Source organism: Janthinobacterium sp. 1L-D-8-B-C4 (genome assembly GCF_057291295.1).
In genome coordinates, this window is sequence record NZ_JBXAVX010000007.1 from 300,837 (window position 1) to 317,104 (window position 16,268).

Consider the following 16,268-nt stretch of genomic DNA (forward strand, 5'->3'; position numbering starts at 1 on the left):
ACCTTGCTGGCGCGACCGTGAACAAGCCCCATCCACCTGGAGTAGTAATGACATTGAGTTCTGTTTTACACGACGTTCTGCAGTTCATGGCAACCGGTATTACCGATCTGTCCGCATGGCAGGTCTTTTTGTACACCATGGTGGTAACCCATATCACCATCGCCAGCGTCACGATTTACCTGCATCGCCACCAGGCGCACCGCGCCCTGGAATTGCACGCCATTCCCAGCCATTTCTTCCGCTTCTGGCTGTGGCTGACGACCGGCCAGGTGACCAAGGAGTGGGCGGCGATCCACCGCAAGCATCACGCCAAGTGTGATACCGAAGAAGATCCGCACAGCCCCGTCACGCGCGGCATCAAGAAAGTCTTCTGGGAAGGCGCCGAGCTGTACCGCGCCGAGTCGAAAAACCTGGAAACCATGGCCAAATACGGCCATGGCACGCCAACCGACTGGATCGAGCGCAATCTGTACACCAAATACAGCTGGCTGGGCGTGGTCTCGCTGCTCTTCATTAACTTCGCGTTGTTCGGCGTGATCGGCATTTCCGTGTGGGCGGTGCAGATGATGTGGATACCCGTCACGGCGGCCGGCATCATCAACGGCATCGGCCACTACTGGGGCTACCGCAACTACGACTGCGCCGACGCAGCCACCAACATCATTCCTTTCGGCATCCTGATCGGTGGCGAAGAACTCCATAACAACCACCATACGTATGCAACGTCGGCCAAGCTGTCGTCAAAATGGTATGAGTTCGATATCGGCTGGGCGTATATCCGCTCCCTGGAAATGCTCGGCCTGGCCAAAGTGAAAAAGCTGGCGCCGGAACCGAAGTTTTCTCACGGCAAGCTGGAAGCCGACTTCGATACCTTGCAGTCGGTCATCGCCAACCGCTATGACGTGATGGCCAAGTATGCCAAATCGATCAAGTCGGCCTGGAAGGAAGAGCTGGAACATCTGAAGGACAAGGCCGAACTGGAAAAACGCTTCCTGAAATCGTCGCGCAAGCTGCTGCAGCGCGAACCGGGCAAGCTGGCCGATGCGCACCATGAGCAACTGTCCGAATTATTCCAGCACAGCAAGTCGCTGGAAACCATGCACCATATGCGCGTGGAACTGGGCGCCATCTGGGAGCGTTCGCACTTTACGCGCGAACAATTGCTGCACAAGCTGCAAGACTGGTGCGTGCGCGCCGAAGCGTCGGGCATCAAGTCGCTGCAAGAGTTCTCGTTGCGCCTGCGCAGCTACGCTTAAGCCCTTCGTTAGTTTCCGAGGCTCCGCATCGCGGGGCCTTTTTTTCGTGCCTCCATCTTTGGATATGAAACGCGGGACGAAAAAAAACCGCTCGGAAGCGGCTTTTTCGCAGAAGCAAAGATCGATTACTTGATCTTGGTTTCTTTGTACGTCACGTGCTTGCGTGCTTTAGGATCAAATTTCATGATCTCCATTTTCGCAGGCGTCGTACGCTTGTTTTTGGTGGTCGTGTAGAAGTGACCCGTACCGGCGGTCGATTCTAACTTGATTTTGTCGCGGCCTGATTTTGCCATGATAGCTCCCTTGTTCTGCTAATTAGACTTTTTCGCCACGAGCGCGCATGTCGACCAATACGGCGTCGATGCCGACTTTATCGATGACGCGCAGACCGGCGTTGGACAAACGCAGGGAGACCCAGCGGTTTTCAGATTCAACAAAAATACGACGATTTTGCAAGTTAGGCAAAAAACGACGTTTGGTTTTGTTGTTTGCATGGGAAACATTGTTGCCGACCATCGGCTTCTTCCCAGTGACTTGGCAAACACGTGCCATGGCGCACTCCTTAAAGACATTCCAAATTGGAAAAACGAGAGTATATCCAAAAAAATCAGATTTATCAATGACTTGCGAAAAACAATTGTGTATTGTTGTATTGAATTAATTTAACAATTTGAGATCTCGGCATTTTCGCCTTGAAAAACCTTGTAAACCTGCTTGTTTACTGCTATGCAAGCATTGCTGTGGCGGCGCGTATGTCCTTGTTTACACAGGTAAACTGGCGCAAACGCGCATAGATGCTAGAGTTGCCCGTGTTCGGCGAAGGAATGAACATGCCTTCCAGCCACCACAAAATGGTCGAGTATGCGCACATCGACCAGGGACAGCGCCTGCACCAGCGAACGCGTCAGCAGCAGATCCGATTCGCTGGGGTCCGGCGTGCCGGAAGGGTGGTTGTGCGCCAGGATCACGCTGGCCGCATTGTATTGCAGCGCCTGTTTCACCACTTCGCGCGGGTAGACGCTGGTATGCGTCAGGGTGCCCCTGAACATTTCCTTGGCGGCGATCAGGCGGTTCTTCACATCAAGAAACAGCACGTAGAACGATTCGTGCCCTAGGTTGCCCATGGTCATGCGCAGGTAGTCCTTGACCGCATGCGGTGAACTCAGGGCCTGGCCCGACTGCAGATCTTCGACAATCGCGCGCCGCGCCAACTCCATTACCGCCTGCAGCTGGGCGAACTTGGCGCTGCCCATGCCGTGCACGGCGGAAAAATTGACCAGGCTGGCGCCAAACAGGCCGCGCAGCGAACCGAAGTGCTCGACCGTGTCGCGCGCCAGCTGTACCGCGCTCTTGCCGCGCACGCCAGTACGCAGGAACACGGCCAGCAGTTCGGCGTCCGACAGCGTATGGGCGCCATCCTCGATCAGCCGTTCCCGGGGCCGCTCGCGGGCGGGCCAGTCCTTGATACCCATGGTCGTCTCCTGCATGGCAGTGGCTGCCTAGTCCCTGATTATCTGCCTGCCGGCCAACCACTTGCTGATCTGCTCGAAGCATTGTGCGAAAAGACGGGGAAAACTTGTTGTTAATATAGCTGACAGAGAAATATTATTTCCAAGGGGTAATTATTTGCATGTACAATTTTCAACTTGATTGAAAGACTGGCTAGCCGGCACGGCAACATCGTGCGGCATTTTTACGTTCTTACCATACAGATGATGAAGAAAACCATTGCGTTGTTCCTTGCTGCAGGCTTGCTGTCAGCTTTGCCCCTGCAAGCCCAAGATATCAATAACCTGACGCCGGAACAGCAAAAGCAACTGCTGACCCTGCTGCTCAAGCAACAACTGGGCGGTGCCCAGCAGCAGGGCGCGGCCCTGCCATTGCCACTGGCGGCAAACAATGCCGTGCCACAACGCACGGAAGCGAGCCTGGCCGCCGACTTCAGGCAGTTTCCCATCCTGACCCAGGGCGTGCAGTTTGAGCGCTTCCGCGACGGCTTTGCCATCAATGGCCAGCGCTATATCGATGCGGAAGGCAAGATCACGTCTTACGCTTTTGATGCGCAATCGGGCGATTTCACCTATCTGGCGGAAACGCATCCCGGAGAATATGTGCTCAAGGCGGGCCGCGCCATGACGCAGAGCGAGCCGATCACGATTGCCACGGTGCAGAAACAGGGCATGATCTGGCAAGTCACGGCAGCGACCGGCAAGAAGTTCACCGGCTACCGCCTAATTCCATCGTCGCGCGGTTTCGTGATTGCGCGCGACAACACCGGTTTCCGTTATGTACCGGGTAGCGGCACCACCAATATCGTCGCGCCAGAAGCGTTTTCGATTGCCGCCCTGCAAAATGGTGATATTGCCAATACCGGCTATATTTTGCTGGAACGCACGCCGACCTCGAACGGCACGCAGCCCGGCAATTCGCTCGGTGCGCTGTTCAGCGCCGTGCAGTCGCTGGGCAGCGTGGTGGGTGTCGGCAAGAAGGAAGACTACGCCTTGCTGAACATGGACAATGGCCGCGTGGTGCCAGTCAACATTTCGCTGGAAAGCAAGCAGGTGCAAGTGATGAGCGCGTGCAAGCAAAAGAATTTCCTGATTGCCAAATGTGCGCAGATGGAATCGTTTGAAAGCGCTTTCGAGCCGAACGGCACGCGCAACATGAGCCATTATTTCTGGCGTATCAACTGGTTCAATGTCCCGGGCCGGCCGGTGCTGGTATCGCAGGAGGGCGGCTTGGGCAAGGTAACGGCCACCGACCTCAATAGCGGCAAGAAAGTGGTGCTGTTCGAGCGCGCGCTCGGCATCGCCAGTTTTGCCGCCATCCAGGATGCGAACGGCAAGATCAATGTCACGGCGCAGATGGGATTTTCCAGTGAAACGCGCCAGGATGTGCTGGCCTTGCTCGACAGCCTGCCGAACGTGGCCGAGACCGTCGCGGCGAACTAAGTCCTGAAGTTTCTTGCAGCAACGGGCGGGCGCCATGGGGCGCCTGCCCGGCCCCGCCTTCTTTCCCTTGCTTTGCCGCCACTCCCGCTTCTTTGACGATGCGATGGGGCGGGCGCGGCCAGTGTGGCTTACAATATCGTTTTGCATCAGTTATCTGAAAACATCACTATGTCCAACCAGCAACCAGCAGTCGTCACCAAAGAAGCCTACCTCACCCTGCATTATCGTCTTGCCACCCTGGACGGTACTGATATTGTCACTACCTTCAATGGCAATCCGGCGACCCTGATGCTGGGACAGAACCAGCTGGCGCCGTTCCTGGAACAGCGTTTGCTGGGCTTGCCCGAAGGCACGCACACCACCTTCGAGCTGGCCGCCAGCGAAGGCTTCGGCGAGCGCCACCCGGACCTGGTGCAATCGGTATCGCGCGCCACGCTCGATGAAAACTCGGTGCCCGGCGCCGACTACAAGATCGGCGACCTGGTCGACTTTGCCGCTCCCGGCGGCGGCCGCTTTGCCGGTGTCCTGCGCGAAATGCGCGAGGACTCCGCCTTGTTTGACTTCAATCACCCGCTGGCCGGACAGCCGCTGCGTTTTGAAGTCAAACTGATTTCCGTGCTGTAAGGAGATGACCATGGACAAGGAACTGTTACTGGCCCAGCCACGCGGTTTTTGCGCCGGCGTCGACCGGGCAATCGAAATCGTCGAGCGCGCGCTGCAACAATTTGGTGCGCCTATCTATGTACGCCATGAAATCGTTCACAACGCCTATGTGGTGGCCGATTTGCGCAACAAGGGCGCGATCTTCATCGATGACCTCGATGATGTGCCTTCTGGCAATACGCTCGTGTTTTCCGCCCATGGCGTGTCGAAAGCCGTGCGCGCCGAGGCCGAATCGCGGGGCTTGAGCATCTTTGACGCTACTTGCCCGCTGGTCACCAAAGTGCACATGGAAGTGGCCAAGATGCGCCGCGAGGGCCGCGAAATCATCATGATCGGCCACGACGGCCATCCTGAAGTGGAAGGCACCATGGGGCAGGCCGAGCAGGGCATGCATCTGGTGGAAACACTCGATGATGTGGCGTCCTTGCAAGTGGCCAATCCCGACAGCCTGGCCTATGTTTCCCAAACAACGTTGTCAGTTGACGACACCAGCGACATTATTGCGGCGCTGAAAGAAAAATATCCGAATATTTCCGAGCCTAAAAAAGGCGACATTTGCTACGCCACCACCAATCGCCAGGAAGCCGTGAAATTCATGGCGCCACAGGTGGAACTGGTGATCGTGGTCGGCAGCCCGAACAGCTCGAATTCGAACCGCTTGCGCGAAGTGGCCGACAAAATGGGCACGCCTGCCTATATGGTCGATAACGCCTCGCAGATCGACCCTGCCTGGCTGGACGGCAAGCTGCGCGTGGGTGTGACGGCCGGTGCCTCGGCGCCCGAGGTGCTGGTGCAAGCGGTGATTGACCGCCTGAAAGAGTGTGGCGTGAAGAGCGTGCGGCCACTCGACGGCGTGCAGGAAGCCGTGACCTTCCCGATGCCGAAGGGGCTCGATGGCGTGAAAAGAGTGGTGGAACAAGTGAGCTTTGGAGATGCGCCCGTCTAAAAACTGAATTTAATTTGTTGATTACGATATTATTCCAAGCTAAGTTTTTGCAAAAGATCGTTATGATGGTCGCAAGCTTGAATATGTTGTCGTTATGACTAAGCAAGTGCGCGCACGTTTTCAGTGCGTGCACCACGCTGGTGAGAACGGTCCGGGGATGGCACTGCAGGAATTTTTCCTTCGGTGCCGTTTTTTTATCGGCGGCGGCATGGCGAGCGCAAGGTGTTCCCGAAAAATGCAACTCGACAGGGCAATCTGACATGGATACATTCATCCAGCAAATCATTAACGGCTTGGTGCTGGGCAGCATGTATGCCCTGGTCGCCCTCGGTTATACGATGGTGTACGGCGTCCTGAACCTGATTAACTTCGCCCACGGCGACGTGCTCATGATAGGCGCCATGGTGGGCCTCTCCATCCTCAAGCTGCTGGGCATTTACGTGCCGGACTGGCCCGGCTACCTGAAACTGGCTACCGCCATCCTCGGCGCGATTCCCGCCTGCATGCTCATCAATATCATTATCGAACGCGTCGCCTACCGCCGCCTGCGCAACGCCCCCCGCCTCGCTCCCCTGATTACCGCCATCGGCGTCTCGATCCTGCTGCAAACCTTTGCCATGATGATCTGGACCCGCAATCCGCTGCCGTTCCCGCAATTGCTGTCGACCGACCCGATCAATATCGGCGGCGCCGTCATTTCGCAAACACAGGTGCTGCTGCTGGCCCTGGCCGCCATTTCGATGGGCTCGCTGGTGATCCTGGTGGAAAAAACCAAAATGGGCCGCGCCATGCGGGCCACGGCTGAGAATCCGCGCGTGGCCGGCCTGATGGGGGTCGATTCCGACAAGGTGATTGTCGCCACCTTTGCCATCGGCGCCGCACTGGCCGCCATCGCCGGCGTGATGTGGGGCGCCAATTATGCATCCATCCAGTTTTCCATGGGCGCCATCCCCGGCCTGAAGGCGTTTTGCGCGGCTGTGCTGGGCGGCATCGGCAATATCTACGGCGCCATGATAGGCGGCATTCTGCTGGGCATTATCGAAAGCCTGGGCGCCGGCTATATCGGCGACCTTACCGGCGGCTTCCTCGGCAGCCACTACCAGGATATCTTTGCCTTTATCGTGCTGATCATCGTGTTGACCCTGCGCCCGTCCGGCATCATGGGCGAACGCGTGGCCGACCGCGCCTGACGTCATTAGGAGACAGAAAATGGCACTACTCGATTTCGACGTCAAGAAGAACCCGACCAAAGCCTATGCCGGCATGGTGGGCCTGGCCGCGCTGCTGATGATCTTCCCGTTCTTTGCCGCCCAGTTCGGCAACTCGTGGGTGCGCATCATCGACATGGCGCTGCTTTACATCATGCTGGCCCTGGGCTTGAATATCGTGGTCGGCTTTGCCGGCCTGCTCGACCTCGGCTATATCGCCTTCTACGCGGTGGGCGCCTATCTGACGGCGCTGCTCGCTTCGCCGCAGTTCGCCATCCTGCTCGAATCGGTGATCAATCAATATCCTGTATTTGGCGAATCGCTGGTGCAACTGATGGGGCCGCAGATCCGCGAGAACGGCATCCATTTGTCGGTGTGGGTGATCGTGCCGCTGGCCGCCGCGGTCGCCGGCCTGTTCGGCGCGCTGCTGGGCGCGCCGACCTTGAAGTTGCGCGGCGACTACCTGGCCATCGTCACGCTGGGCTTTGGCGAGATCATCCGCATTTTCATGAACAACCTGAACGACCCGATCAATTTCACCAACGGGCCGCAGGGCATCAACCTGATCGATCCGATCCGCGTGTTCGGCGTCAACCTGGCCGGCGAGGCGGGCACCAACAGCACCGTGGTGGTGGGCGGCTTTTCCATGCCGTCCGTAAATGCCTATTACTTTTTGTTCCTGTTCCTGTGCATCGCCGTGGTGTTCATCACCAAGCGCCTGCAGCATTCGCGCCTGGGCCGCGCCTGGGTCGCCATCCGCGAGGACGAGATCGCCGCGAAAGCCATGGGCATCAATACGCGCAATGTCAAACTGCTGGCGTTTTCGATGGGTGCCTCGTTTGGCGGCGTGGCCGGCGCCATGTTTGCGTCGTTCCAGGGTTTTGTGTCGCCGGAATCGTTTTCCCTGACCGAATCGATCGCCGTGCTGGCGATGGTGGTGCTGGGCGGCATCGGCCATATCCCCGGCGTAATTCTTGGTGGCGTGATCCTGGCGTCGATTCCCGAACTGTTGCGCCATGTGGTCGAGCCGGCCCAGCAGGCGCTGTTCGGCAAGGTGGTGATCGAAGCGGAGGTGCTGCGCCAGTTGCTGTACGGCCTGGCCATGGTATTGATCATGCTCAACCGCCCGGCCGGCCTGTGGCCGTCGCCAAAGAGCGAAGACCGGCCCGACCATGATGTCGACCAGCCCAACAAATCGACCGATGTCGTGTCGGCTTAAGGAGAACGGCTTGAGCGAACAGATCATTCTCAATATCGCCGGCGTGAACAAGCGTTTTGGCGGCCTGCAGGCGCTGACCGATGTCGGCATTACCATCAAGCAAGGCCAGATCTACGGCCTGATCGGCCCCAACGGCGCCGGCAAGACGACGTTTTTCAATGTGATTACCGGCCTGTACCAGCCCGACACCGGCACCTTCGAACTGGCCGGCAAGCCGTACTCGCCGTCGGCGCCGCACAAGGTGGCCAAGGCCGGGATTGCCCGCACGTTCCAGAATATCCGGCTGTTCGGCGACATGACGGCGCTGGAAAACGTGATGGTGGGGCGCCATGTGCGCTCGCACCAGGGCGTGTTCGGCACCATCTTCCGCCACAAGGCGGCGCGCGAGGAAGAAGCGTCGATACGCCGGCGTGCCATGGAGCTGCTGGAGTTTGTCGGCATTGCCCAGTTCGCCAACCGCACGGCGCGCTTTTTGTCGTACGGCGACCAGCGCCGCCTGGAAATCGCCCGCGCGCTGGCCACCGACCCGCAACTGCTGGCGCTGGACGAACCGGCGGCCGGCATGAACGCCACCGAAAAGCTGGCCCTGCGCGAACTGCTGGTGAAAATCAAGGCCGAGGGCAAGACCGTGCTGCTGATCGAGCACGACGTGAAACTGATGATGGGCCTGTGCGACCGCATCACGGTACTTGAATACGGCAAGCGCATCGCCGAAGGCTTGCCAGCCGAAATACAACAAAACCAGGCCGTCATCGAGGCTTACCTGGGAGGATCGCACGCATGAGCAATGTTTTGAAAGTAGCCGGCCTGAGCGTGGCCTACGGCGGTATCAAGGCTGTCAAGGGCATCGACCTGGAAGTCAATCAGGGCGAGCTGATCGCGCTGATCGGTGCCAATGGCGCCGGCAAGACGACCACCCTGAAAGCCATCACCGGCACTTTGCCTGCGTGCAAGGTCGAAGGCACGATCACCTATATGGGCGAGTCGCTCAAGGGCAGCAAGTCGTTTCACCTTGTGGAAAAGAAGCTGGCGATGGTGCCGGAAGGGCGCGGCGTATTTACCCGCATGTCGATCCGTGAAAACCTGATGATGGGCGCCTACACCCGTACTGACGCGGCCGGCGTCGAAGCCGATATCGGCAAATGGTTCGATGTGTTTCCACGGCTGAAGGAAAGGGCGGCGCAGATGGCCGGCACCCTGTCGGGCGGCGAGCAGCAGATGCTGGCGATGGCGCGCGCGCTGATGAGTCATCCGAAGCTGCTGCTGCTCGATGAGCCGTCGATGGGCCTGTCGCCGATCATGGTCGAGAAGATTTTCGAAGTCATCCGCAAGGTATCGAGCGAAGGCATCACCATCTTGCTGGTCGAACAGAATGCCCGCCTGGCGCTGCAGGCGGCGCACCGCGGCTATGTAATGGATTCGGGCCTGATGACCATGAGCGGCAATGCGGCCGACATGCTCGATGATCCGCGCGTGAAGGCGGCGTATTTGGGAGAGTAAAGCGTGGCGATTAGTGTTTCCCCATAAAAAATGCCCCGGGTTGACCGGGGCATAATGGCATCCGTGGGGAAGAACGGGTGGATGCCGGGAGGAGCTGGTTCAGCTGGACCGCCTGGGGCGGTCTTGAGTCATGCAGCAATCAGGCAGCGTGCGGTGCGGCTTTGGCTGCAGCTTGCGTGAACTGGCTGACGGCCGATGCCAGGTTCGCTTCGATGGTTTCTACGGCTTGCTTGCTGCTTTTCGTGAACTGCTCGTAGCCAGCATTGGCGTTGCCGATGGCGCTTTTGAAGATGGCGACAGCGTTTTCCGAGCCGGCTGGCGCATTCTTGGTGACTTCTTCGACCAGCGAGATGACCTTGCGGTTCGTTTCGGCGATTTGCGATTCAGCAGCTTTGCTGAATTCGGCTTGGGCGCCGGAGGTAATGGCAGCCAGATGACGGCCATAAGCGATGGCTTTTTCAGCGGTTGGCTGAGCCTGGGCGGCGGTCAACGAGAAGAATTCTTGTGGATCTTTGGCAGCCAGCAATTGCTTGGTGGTCGCGGTCGACTCTTCCAGGGTTGCCTTGGCGGCGGTCAGGTTCAGCTCGACGATTTTTTCGATGCTTTCGAATGCCTTGCCCGTCAGCGACGAGAACAGGGCGAATTGGGCTTCCAGGTTGGATTTGGTAGCGGACGAGAATTGCTCAGGGATTGAAAACATTGTGAATCTCCAAAATATTGAAATCTGGTTAATTTGATGCTGCGTTTACCGTAAAGGGGGAAGCAGTTGACTCTGTTTTATCTAGCTGAACAAGCAATTGTGCAACGCAACAAACCCTATTCTACGGTGAAAAAAAGTTAAGTCAAGCGAATCTTGTGCAATGCAACAATTGAATAGATTCAGGTCAAAAGTCATTGTTTCTAAAGAATAATATTGATTCCATGGTGTTAATTATTCAGTTGTAAATCGGTTTTTAGATCCGTTCCGGACCCGTCGCGACACCGCATGCTAGACTTGCCTTCCGCACTGGCGCCAGCCGATGGTGCCGCCACGTTTTCCGAGCCTGTCCATGTCCAATATTCCCGCCGCGCCCAGTGCCGGCAACAAGAGCGCCTTTTCCGCCAGCCTGGCGCCGATGGCCTTGCCCGCTTTCTTCGTGCTGTTATGGAGCACCGGCTTTATCGTTGCCAAGTTCGGCCTGCCGTATGCGCCGCCGCTGACCTTCCTGCTGCTGCGTTTCCTGGGCGTGCTGGTGATCCTGCTGCCGCTGGTACTGGTGTTGCGTGCGCCCTGGCCGGTGGGGCAGTTGCGCCAGATCGCCGTGGCCGGCATCCTGATGCAGGCCGGCTACCTGGCAGGCGTCTGGTGTGCCATCAAGCTGGGCATGCCGGCCGGCCTGTCTGCTCTGATCGTCGGCATGCAGCCGGTGCTGACGGCCTGCGCTGCACCCTTGATCGGCGAATCGGTGCGGCCGCGCCAGTGGCTGGGCCTGTTTTTCGGCCTGCTGGGGGTGGCGCTGGTGGTTTACGCCAAGATCGACCTGGTGGGGCTGACCCTGGAAAGCGTGCTGCTGTGCGTGTTCGCGCTGCTGTCGATGACGGCCGGCACCATGGTTCAGAAACGCCATTGCCCGCAGTTCGACTTGCGCACCGGCACGGTGGTGCAATTTGCCGCCTCGATCGTGGTGGTGCTGCCGTTTGCCCTGTATTACGAAGGCCTGGATTTTGCTTTGAGTCAGGTGCAATGGACCAGCAACTTTATCGGCGCCTTGCTGTGGTCGGTATTGGTGCTGTCGATCGGTGCCATCTTCCTGTTGTTTGCACTGATACGGCGCAGCGACGCCACCAAGGTCACGGGCTTGCTGTACCTGACGCCACCGACCACGGCCGTGATGGCCTGGCTGATGTTTGGCGAAGCATTTAACATGTTGGGCATTGCCGGCATGCTGGTGGCCGTGATTGGCGTGGTGTTTGTCGTCAAGAAATGACACCCATCACGGTTCAGGCAATGAATCACATGATGAAATGGAAATTCGTTTGCCCATTGTTAATGCTTTGTGTTTCATTGCCGCAATAAATACTGTCTCAACTGTTAAATAGGCTTGCGATTACTCTGCATTTCGCTACACTGCAATAATGCAACAGCTTCACGGGGAAATATTGAATGGCTAAGTTTAAACTCGCGCTGGGCTTACTGGCTTCCCTGCTGTTCGCGCTGGCACCGGCTGCGGCCGTGCAGGCCAAGGAAGCAAACAGTAAATCTTCAGCCGCCAAGAAACAAAATACCAAGAAAGTCAAGGTCGTGCTGCGCAAGGGCGCTCGTGCCACGGGCGATCGTGCCATGGGCACGCGCGCGACTGCCGCGCCGCGCGAGAAAGCCGTGCGACGCGTGGTTACCGTGCGCGGCAAGCGCAAGGTCATCTATCAACGAGTGACCAGCGCCGCCGTGCCGATGGCCGCGCCGATGCCGACCATGGGTGACCTGGCCGGCCTGAACCTGACACGCGATCCGCTCGACCTGAAGTCCAGCGTGGCGCTGGTGCTTGACCAGAGCAATGCGGAAGTCCTGTTCGAAAAGAACTCCAATGTGGCCCTGCCGATCGCCTCGATTACCAAGATGATGACGGGCCTGGTAGTGGTCGAAGCAGGGCAGGACATGGAAGAAGTGCTGACGATCACGGATGACGACGTCGACCGCGCCAAGTTCAGCAGCTCGCGCCTGAAAGTCGGTTCACAATTGACACGCGCCAACATGCTGCATATCGCGCTGATGAGTTCGGAGAACCGCGCCGCCTCGGCCTTGGGCCGCAATTATCCGGGTGGACTGCCGGCCTTTGTCAGCGCCATGAACGCCAAGGCGCGCAAACTCGGCATGAACGATACGCGCTATGTCGATTCGAGCGGCCTGTCGAAAATGAATGTGGCCAGCGCGCATGACCTGGCCAAGCTGGCCATGGCCGCCTTCCAGCAGCCGCTGCTGCGCCAGTTTTCAACCGATCCGAAAGCCATCGTCGAAGCCAGCGGCCACCCCATGCAATTCGGTAACACGAATCACCTGGTGGCCAATCCGGGCTGGGATATCGGCTTGCAAAAAACCGGCTTTATCAACGAGGCCGGGCGTTGCTTGCTGATGCAGGCGGTGATCGAAGGGCGTTCCGTGATTATGGTATTTCTCGATTCCAAGGGCAAGCAGTCGCGTACGGCCGATGCCGGGCGGATGCGCAAGTGGTTGGAGGCTTTGAAGCCAGGTAATCTGGTTTTACCCGGCGGTTGATCAAAAAAGCAGTTTTCGCTGTAATGCCATTTACTCAAGCCGTCGACGGATGAAACGTACAAGGCGTTGAAACGGCGGGCCGGAGACGCCCGCTTGGCCCGGTGGGCCTGTGCGGGCGACTGTGGCTTATGGCGCAGGGACGCTGACTTATTACATGGCAGTTTTCACTGCCTTTTTTAATTCTGCGGCATGAAACCGAGGGTCACGGAAATCTGATTGGCCGTATCCACCAGGTCTTCCAGCCACTCATCCTGCAGGCGGTCGGCCGGCGCCGAGATCGACAGGCCGGCAATCAGCTTGCCGGAATCGTCGCGGATGCCGGCGGCCATGCAGCGCACGCCCAGTTCCAGCTCTTCATTGTCGCGCGCATAGCCGTTCTCGCGCACCTGGCTCAGTTCGCGTTCGAGCTTGAGCAGATCCGTGATCGAATTCTTGTTGTGACCGGCCAGGCCGGTGCGCGTGGCATAGGCGCGGATTGCCTTTGGTTCATCGACCGACAGGAACAGCTTGCCGGTCGAGGTCAGGTGCAGCGGACCGCGTCCGCCAATGGCGCGCACCACCTGCATGCCGGAACGCTCGGAAAACGCGCGGTCGATATACACGATCTCGTCACCCTGGCGTACCGACAGATTGATGGTTTGCTGGGTTTTCTTGTGGAGCTGGCGCATGAAGTCGAGCGCTGCTTCGCGTACGCTCAAGCGGCTTTTCACCACATTGCCCAGTTCCAGGAGGCGCATGCCCAGCCGGTAGGTACCCGGCTCGATGCGGTCGACAAAGCGCGTCAGCACCATGTCGTTCAGGATGCGGTGGGCGGTGGACGGGTGCAGGCCCGAGACTTTGGATAATTCCTTCAGGCTGACCGGGTCGGTATATTTGGCCAACGCGTCGAGCAGGGCGACCATGCGCTCGATCACCTGTATCGTCGTCTTGGGCGCCGCGACGGGTTCAATTTTCATGATGGATTTGGTGCGATGCAGTATTCATGCCGTACTTTATACCATGATGTGAAAGAGGGGAATGCCCCCTGTGGCTTTGCAGTAAAAATTGTCACATTCCTACTGTGCCAAGGCATAATCAAACTCCTACATTGGCCTCGACACAAAAATCCATGCAACCAGTAAACGAATTCAAAAGCAAAAGCGGCTTGAAACGTATCTTTTCTGCCTTTTTCTATTCCATCGACGGCCTGAAGTCGGCCTGGCGTGGCGAGCATGCGTTCCGCCAGGAACTGGGCCTGTTCGTGGTTGGCACCATCATTGCTTTGCTGCTGCGTGTCTCCGCATTTGAAAAGCTGGTGCTGATCGGTGTGCTGCTGCTGGTACTAATTGTCGAACTGATCAATTCCGCGCTGGAAGCGGTAGTCGACCGCATATCGCTGGAGCGCCACGAGCTGTCGAAGAACGCCAAGGATTTCGGCAGCGCGGCCGTGCTGCTGACCTGCCTGCTGGCCTTCGCCACCTGGGCGGTGGTGCTGTTCAACCGTTTTTATTGACCGCGATATCCCCGTTCAATACCATCCATATGCGAAAATCGCATATCAAATGGTGAAACGCTTCGTTCTCTTTATGAGGCGGTAGCCGTAATCTGGTGGCTCTGAAAGCTTAACCACACGGGGATCTTCGATGTTGTCGAAAAAAATAATTATTGCTGCCGCCATCAGCGCCTTTGCCATCCTGCAAACCGCGCAAGCTGCCGATATCACTCTGCTCAACGTGTCGTATGACCCGACCCGCGAGCTGTACCAGGACGTGAACACGGCGTTTGCCAAGGAATGGAAAGGCAAGACGGGCGACAACGTCAAGATCAAGCAATCGCATGGCGGTTCCGGCAAGCAGGCACGCGCCGTGCTCGATGGCCTGGAAGCGGACGTGGTGACCCTGGCGCTGGCGTATGACATCGACGCCCTGGCCGAGCGCAAGCTGCTGGCCGCCGACTGGCAGAAGCGCTTGCAGCACAACAGCTCGCCTTATACCTCGACCATCGTGTTCCTGGTGCGCAAGGGCAATCCGAAAGGCATCAAGGACTGGAACGACCTGATCAAGCCTGGCGTGTCCGTCATCACGCCGAATCCGAAAACCTCGGGCGGCGCGCGCTGGAATCACCTGGCAGCCTGGGGCTATGCGCTGCGCCAGCCGGGCGGCAACGAAGCCAAGGCGAAGGAATTCCTCGGCAAACTGTATAAAAACGTGCCGGTGCTCGATTCCGGTGCCCGTGGCGCCACCACCACCTTCGTTGAACGCGGCATCGGCGATGTGCTGATCGCCTGGGAAAACGAAGCCTACCTGGCCGTCAAGGAACTGGGTCCGACCAAGTTCGACATCATCACGCCGTCGATCAGCATCCTGGCCGAGCCGCCGGTCGCCGTGGTCGACAAGGTGGTCGACAAGCACGGCACGCGCAAGGTAGCGGAAGCCTACCTGCAATACCTGTACACCGATGAAGCGCAAGACATTATCGCCAAGAATTACTACCGCCCGGCGACTGCCAAGGCGGCGCAGAAATATGCCAGCCAGTTTGCCAAGGTCAATCTGTTCACCATCGACCAGGTCGGTGGCTGGACGGCGGCGCAAAAAGCGCACTTTGCCGACGGCGGCATCTTTGACCAGATCTACCAACCGAAGTAATCGCGACAGGCAGGCGCAAGCCTGCCCACTTGGATTGCATTGATCGCAAGGGAACCATCATGGCGCTGCGCAGCTTTTCAGATTACCGGGTACTGATCGTGCCGGGCTTGCATAACAGCGGTCCCGAGCATTGGCAGAGCCGCTGGCAGCGCCTGTATCCGCAGTTCGAGCGGGTAGAACAGGACAACTGGGAACAGCCCGACTTGGCGGCCTGGTCTGCAAAGCTCGATCGCGCACGCCGTGAAGAAAGCCGTCCGACACTGATCGTTGCACACAGCTTCGGTTGCCTGGCGACGGCCCACAGCCTGGCGCGCGATCCGCATGGCGTGGCCGGCGTGCTGCTGGTGGGGCCGGCCGACCCCGATAAATTCGGTGTCGCCGACAGCTTGCCGCACAAGCGCCTGCCTTGCCCCGGTATCCTGATCGCCAGCCAGACCGACCCGTGGATGAAGGCTGAACATGCGGCGCAGTGGGCGCGGCGCTGGAATTGCAAGTATATTGATGGCGGTGCGCTGGGCCATATCAACGCCGAGTCCGGTTTGGGTGACTGGGTGTATGGCCAGGCGCAACTGCAAACGCTGTTTGACCTGGCGCAAAATGAACGCCGCCACCGTCACGCAGCCTGATTGTCCAACCCTAAAACCTGTT

Annotated in this window: 18 protein-coding genes; 13 read left to right on the forward strand and 5 right to left on the reverse strand. The window is 58.3% G+C overall.

What is annotated here, in order from left to right:
• Positions 1-47: 47 nt before the first annotated feature.
• Complete coding sequence (locus AC0Z42_RS14965) at positions 48-1,256, forward strand: DesA family fatty acid desaturase (protein ID WP_485468996.1); 1,209 nt, start codon at positions 48-50, stop codon at positions 1,254-1,256.
• A 125-nt stretch (positions 1,257-1,381) separates the two neighbouring features.
• Here AC0Z42_RS14965 and rpmG read toward each other — a convergent pair whose 3' ends face one another.
• From rpmG to radC, 3 genes are all read right to left on the reverse strand, one after another.
• Positions 1,382-1,549, reverse strand: a complete 168-nt coding sequence (gene rpmG / locus AC0Z42_RS14970; RefSeq protein ID WP_010400929.1) for a 50S ribosomal protein L33 — start codon at positions 1,547-1,549, stop codon at positions 1,382-1,384.
• 22 nt (positions 1,550-1,571) lie between these two features.
• Positions 1,572-1,808 carry a 50S ribosomal protein L28 gene (rpmB, locus tag AC0Z42_RS14975; RefSeq protein WP_010400928.1) on the reverse strand — a complete coding sequence of 79 codons (237 nt, stop codon included), beginning with the start codon at positions 1,806-1,808 and terminating at the stop codon, positions 1,572-1,574.
• Between the two features lie 245 nt (positions 1,809-2,053).
• Positions 2,054-2,728, reverse strand: a complete 675-nt coding sequence (gene radC, locus AC0Z42_RS14980) for a RadC family protein (RefSeq protein WP_485468997.1) — start codon at positions 2,726-2,728, stop codon at positions 2,054-2,056.
• 240 nt (positions 2,729-2,968) lie between these two features.
• On the opposite strand from radC, the gene AC0Z42_RS14985 reads away from it, so the two are divergent.
• From AC0Z42_RS14985 to AC0Z42_RS15015, 7 genes are all read left to right on the forward strand, one after another.
• On the forward strand, positions 2,969-4,207 hold the full coding sequence (locus tag AC0Z42_RS14985) for a hypothetical protein (RefSeq protein WP_485468998.1): 1,239 nt from the start codon (positions 2,969-2,971) through the stop codon (positions 4,205-4,207).
• A 168-nt stretch (positions 4,208-4,375) separates the two neighbouring features.
• Positions 4,376-4,831: an FKBP-type peptidyl-prolyl cis-trans isomerase gene (locus tag AC0Z42_RS14990; protein WP_485468999.1), complete on the forward strand. Its 456-nt coding sequence runs from the start codon at positions 4,376-4,378 to the stop codon at positions 4,829-4,831.
• A gap of 10 nt (positions 4,832-4,841) precedes the next feature.
• On the forward strand, positions 4,842-5,816 hold the full coding sequence (gene ispH, locus AC0Z42_RS14995; RefSeq protein WP_485469000.1) for a 4-hydroxy-3-methylbut-2-enyl diphosphate reductase: 975 nt from the start codon (positions 4,842-4,844) through the stop codon (positions 5,814-5,816).
• A 260-nt stretch (positions 5,817-6,076) separates the two neighbouring features.
• Positions 6,077-7,006: a branched-chain amino acid ABC transporter permease gene (locus AC0Z42_RS15000; RefSeq protein WP_485469001.1), complete on the forward strand. Its 930-nt coding sequence runs from the start codon at positions 6,077-6,079 to the stop codon at positions 7,004-7,006.
• A gap of 19 nt (positions 7,007-7,025) precedes the next feature.
• Positions 7,026-8,243, forward strand: coding sequence for an ABC transporter permease subunit (locus AC0Z42_RS15005; RefSeq protein ID WP_485469002.1), 1,218 nt, complete (start codon positions 7,026-7,028; stop codon positions 8,241-8,243).
• A 10-nt stretch (positions 8,244-8,253) separates the two neighbouring features.
• Entirely contained in the window at positions 8,254-9,027 is a 774-nt protein-coding gene (locus AC0Z42_RS15010; protein WP_485469003.1) for an ABC transporter ATP-binding protein, read from the forward strand.
• The gene (locus tag AC0Z42_RS15015; protein ID WP_485469004.1) at positions 9,024-9,743 is read left to right on the forward strand and encodes an ABC transporter ATP-binding protein; all 720 of its coding nucleotides are present in this window, start codon (positions 9,024-9,026) and stop codon (positions 9,741-9,743) included. The genes AC0Z42_RS15010 and AC0Z42_RS15015 overlap by 4 nt, the downstream gene beginning before the upstream one ends.
• Positions 9,744-9,882: 139 nt before the next feature.
• Here the strand turns inward: AC0Z42_RS15015 and AC0Z42_RS15020 are convergent, their stop codons facing one another.
• Positions 9,883-10,443 (reverse strand): phasin family protein, encoded by a 561-nt coding sequence (locus tag AC0Z42_RS15020; protein WP_485469005.1) that lies wholly within the window; start codon positions 10,441-10,443, stop codon positions 9,883-9,885.
• 349 nt (positions 10,444-10,792) lie between these two features.
• On the opposite strand from AC0Z42_RS15020, the gene AC0Z42_RS15025 reads away from it, so the two are divergent.
• Positions 10,793-11,710, forward strand: coding sequence for a DMT family transporter (locus tag AC0Z42_RS15025; RefSeq protein ID WP_485469006.1), 918 nt, complete (start codon positions 10,793-10,795; stop codon positions 11,708-11,710).
• Positions 11,711-11,886: 176 nt separating this feature from the next.
• Positions 11,887-12,996 (forward strand): D-alanyl-D-alanine endopeptidase, encoded by a 1,110-nt coding sequence (gene pbpG / locus AC0Z42_RS15030; RefSeq protein ID WP_485469007.1) that lies wholly within the window; start codon positions 11,887-11,889, stop codon positions 12,994-12,996.
• Positions 12,997-13,172: 176 nt separating this feature from the next.
• On the opposite strand, the gene AC0Z42_RS15035 is transcribed toward pbpG, so the two are convergent.
• A complete protein-coding gene (locus tag AC0Z42_RS15035) occupies positions 13,173-13,952 on the reverse strand; it encodes an IclR family transcriptional regulator (RefSeq protein WP_485469008.1) in 780 nt (259 codons plus the stop codon).
• Between the two features lie 152 nt (positions 13,953-14,104).
• Between AC0Z42_RS15035 and AC0Z42_RS15040 the strand changes: the two genes are divergently transcribed.
• The 3 genes from AC0Z42_RS15040 (at position 14,105) to AC0Z42_RS15050 (ending at position 16,246) form a co-directional block, all read left to right on the forward strand.
• Positions 14,105-14,488, forward strand: coding sequence for a diacylglycerol kinase (locus AC0Z42_RS15040; RefSeq protein WP_485469009.1), 384 nt, complete (start codon positions 14,105-14,107; stop codon positions 14,486-14,488).
• A gap of 130 nt (positions 14,489-14,618) precedes the next feature.
• Entirely contained in the window at positions 14,619-15,620 is a 1,002-nt protein-coding gene (locus AC0Z42_RS15045; protein ID WP_485469010.1) for a sulfate ABC transporter substrate-binding protein, read from the forward strand.
• A gap of 59 nt (positions 15,621-15,679) precedes the next feature.
• Positions 15,680-16,246 (forward strand): RBBP9/YdeN family alpha/beta hydrolase, encoded by a 567-nt coding sequence (locus AC0Z42_RS15050; protein ID WP_485469011.1) that lies wholly within the window; start codon positions 15,680-15,682, stop codon positions 16,244-16,246.
• Positions 16,247-16,268 lie beyond the last annotated feature (22 nt).

Bases quoted from the DNA above. Each gene is read 5' to 3' on its own strand.
- AC0Z42_RS14965 (WP_485468996.1), top strand. From the start codon at position 48: ATGACATTGAGTTCTGTTTTACACGACGTTCTGCAGTTCATGGCAACC.
- rpmG (WP_010400929.1), bottom strand. From the start codon at position 1,549: ATGGCAAAATCAGGCCGCGACAAAATCAAGTTAGAATCGACCGCCGGT.
- rpmB (WP_010400928.1), bottom strand. From the start codon at position 1,808: ATGGCACGTGTTTGCCAAGTCACTGGGAAGAAGCCGATGGTCGGCAAC.
- radC (WP_485468997.1), bottom strand. From the start codon at position 2,728: ATGGGTATCAAGGACTGGCCCGCCCGCGAGCGGCCCCGGGAACGGCTG.
- AC0Z42_RS14985 (WP_485468998.1), top strand. From the start codon at position 2,969: ATGATGAAGAAAACCATTGCGTTGTTCCTTGCTGCAGGCTTGCTGTCA.
- AC0Z42_RS14990 (WP_485468999.1), top strand. From the start codon at position 4,376: ATGTCCAACCAGCAACCAGCAGTCGTCACCAAAGAAGCCTACCTCACC.
- ispH (WP_485469000.1), top strand. From the start codon at position 4,842: ATGGACAAGGAACTGTTACTGGCCCAGCCACGCGGTTTTTGCGCCGGC.
- AC0Z42_RS15000 (WP_485469001.1), top strand. From the start codon at position 6,077: ATGGATACATTCATCCAGCAAATCATTAACGGCTTGGTGCTGGGCAGC.
- AC0Z42_RS15005 (WP_485469002.1), top strand. From the start codon at position 7,026: ATGGCACTACTCGATTTCGACGTCAAGAAGAACCCGACCAAAGCCTAT.
- AC0Z42_RS15015 (WP_485469004.1), top strand. From the start codon at position 9,024: ATGAGCAATGTTTTGAAAGTAGCCGGCCTGAGCGTGGCCTACGGCGGT.
- AC0Z42_RS15020 (WP_485469005.1), bottom strand. From the start codon at position 10,443: ATGTTTTCAATCCCTGAGCAATTCTCGTCCGCTACCAAATCCAACCTG.
- AC0Z42_RS15025 (WP_485469006.1), top strand. From the start codon at position 10,793: ATGTCCAATATTCCCGCCGCGCCCAGTGCCGGCAACAAGAGCGCCTTT.
- pbpG (WP_485469007.1), top strand. From the start codon at position 11,887: ATGGCTAAGTTTAAACTCGCGCTGGGCTTACTGGCTTCCCTGCTGTTC.
- AC0Z42_RS15035 (WP_485469008.1), bottom strand. From the start codon at position 13,952: ATGAAAATTGAACCCGTCGCGGCGCCCAAGACGACGATACAGGTGATC.
- AC0Z42_RS15040 (WP_485469009.1), top strand. From the start codon at position 14,105: ATGCAACCAGTAAACGAATTCAAAAGCAAAAGCGGCTTGAAACGTATC.
- AC0Z42_RS15045 (WP_485469010.1), top strand. From the start codon at position 14,619: ATGTTGTCGAAAAAAATAATTATTGCTGCCGCCATCAGCGCCTTTGCC.
- AC0Z42_RS15050 (WP_485469011.1), top strand. From the start codon at position 15,680: ATGGCGCTGCGCAGCTTTTCAGATTACCGGGTACTGATCGTGCCGGGC.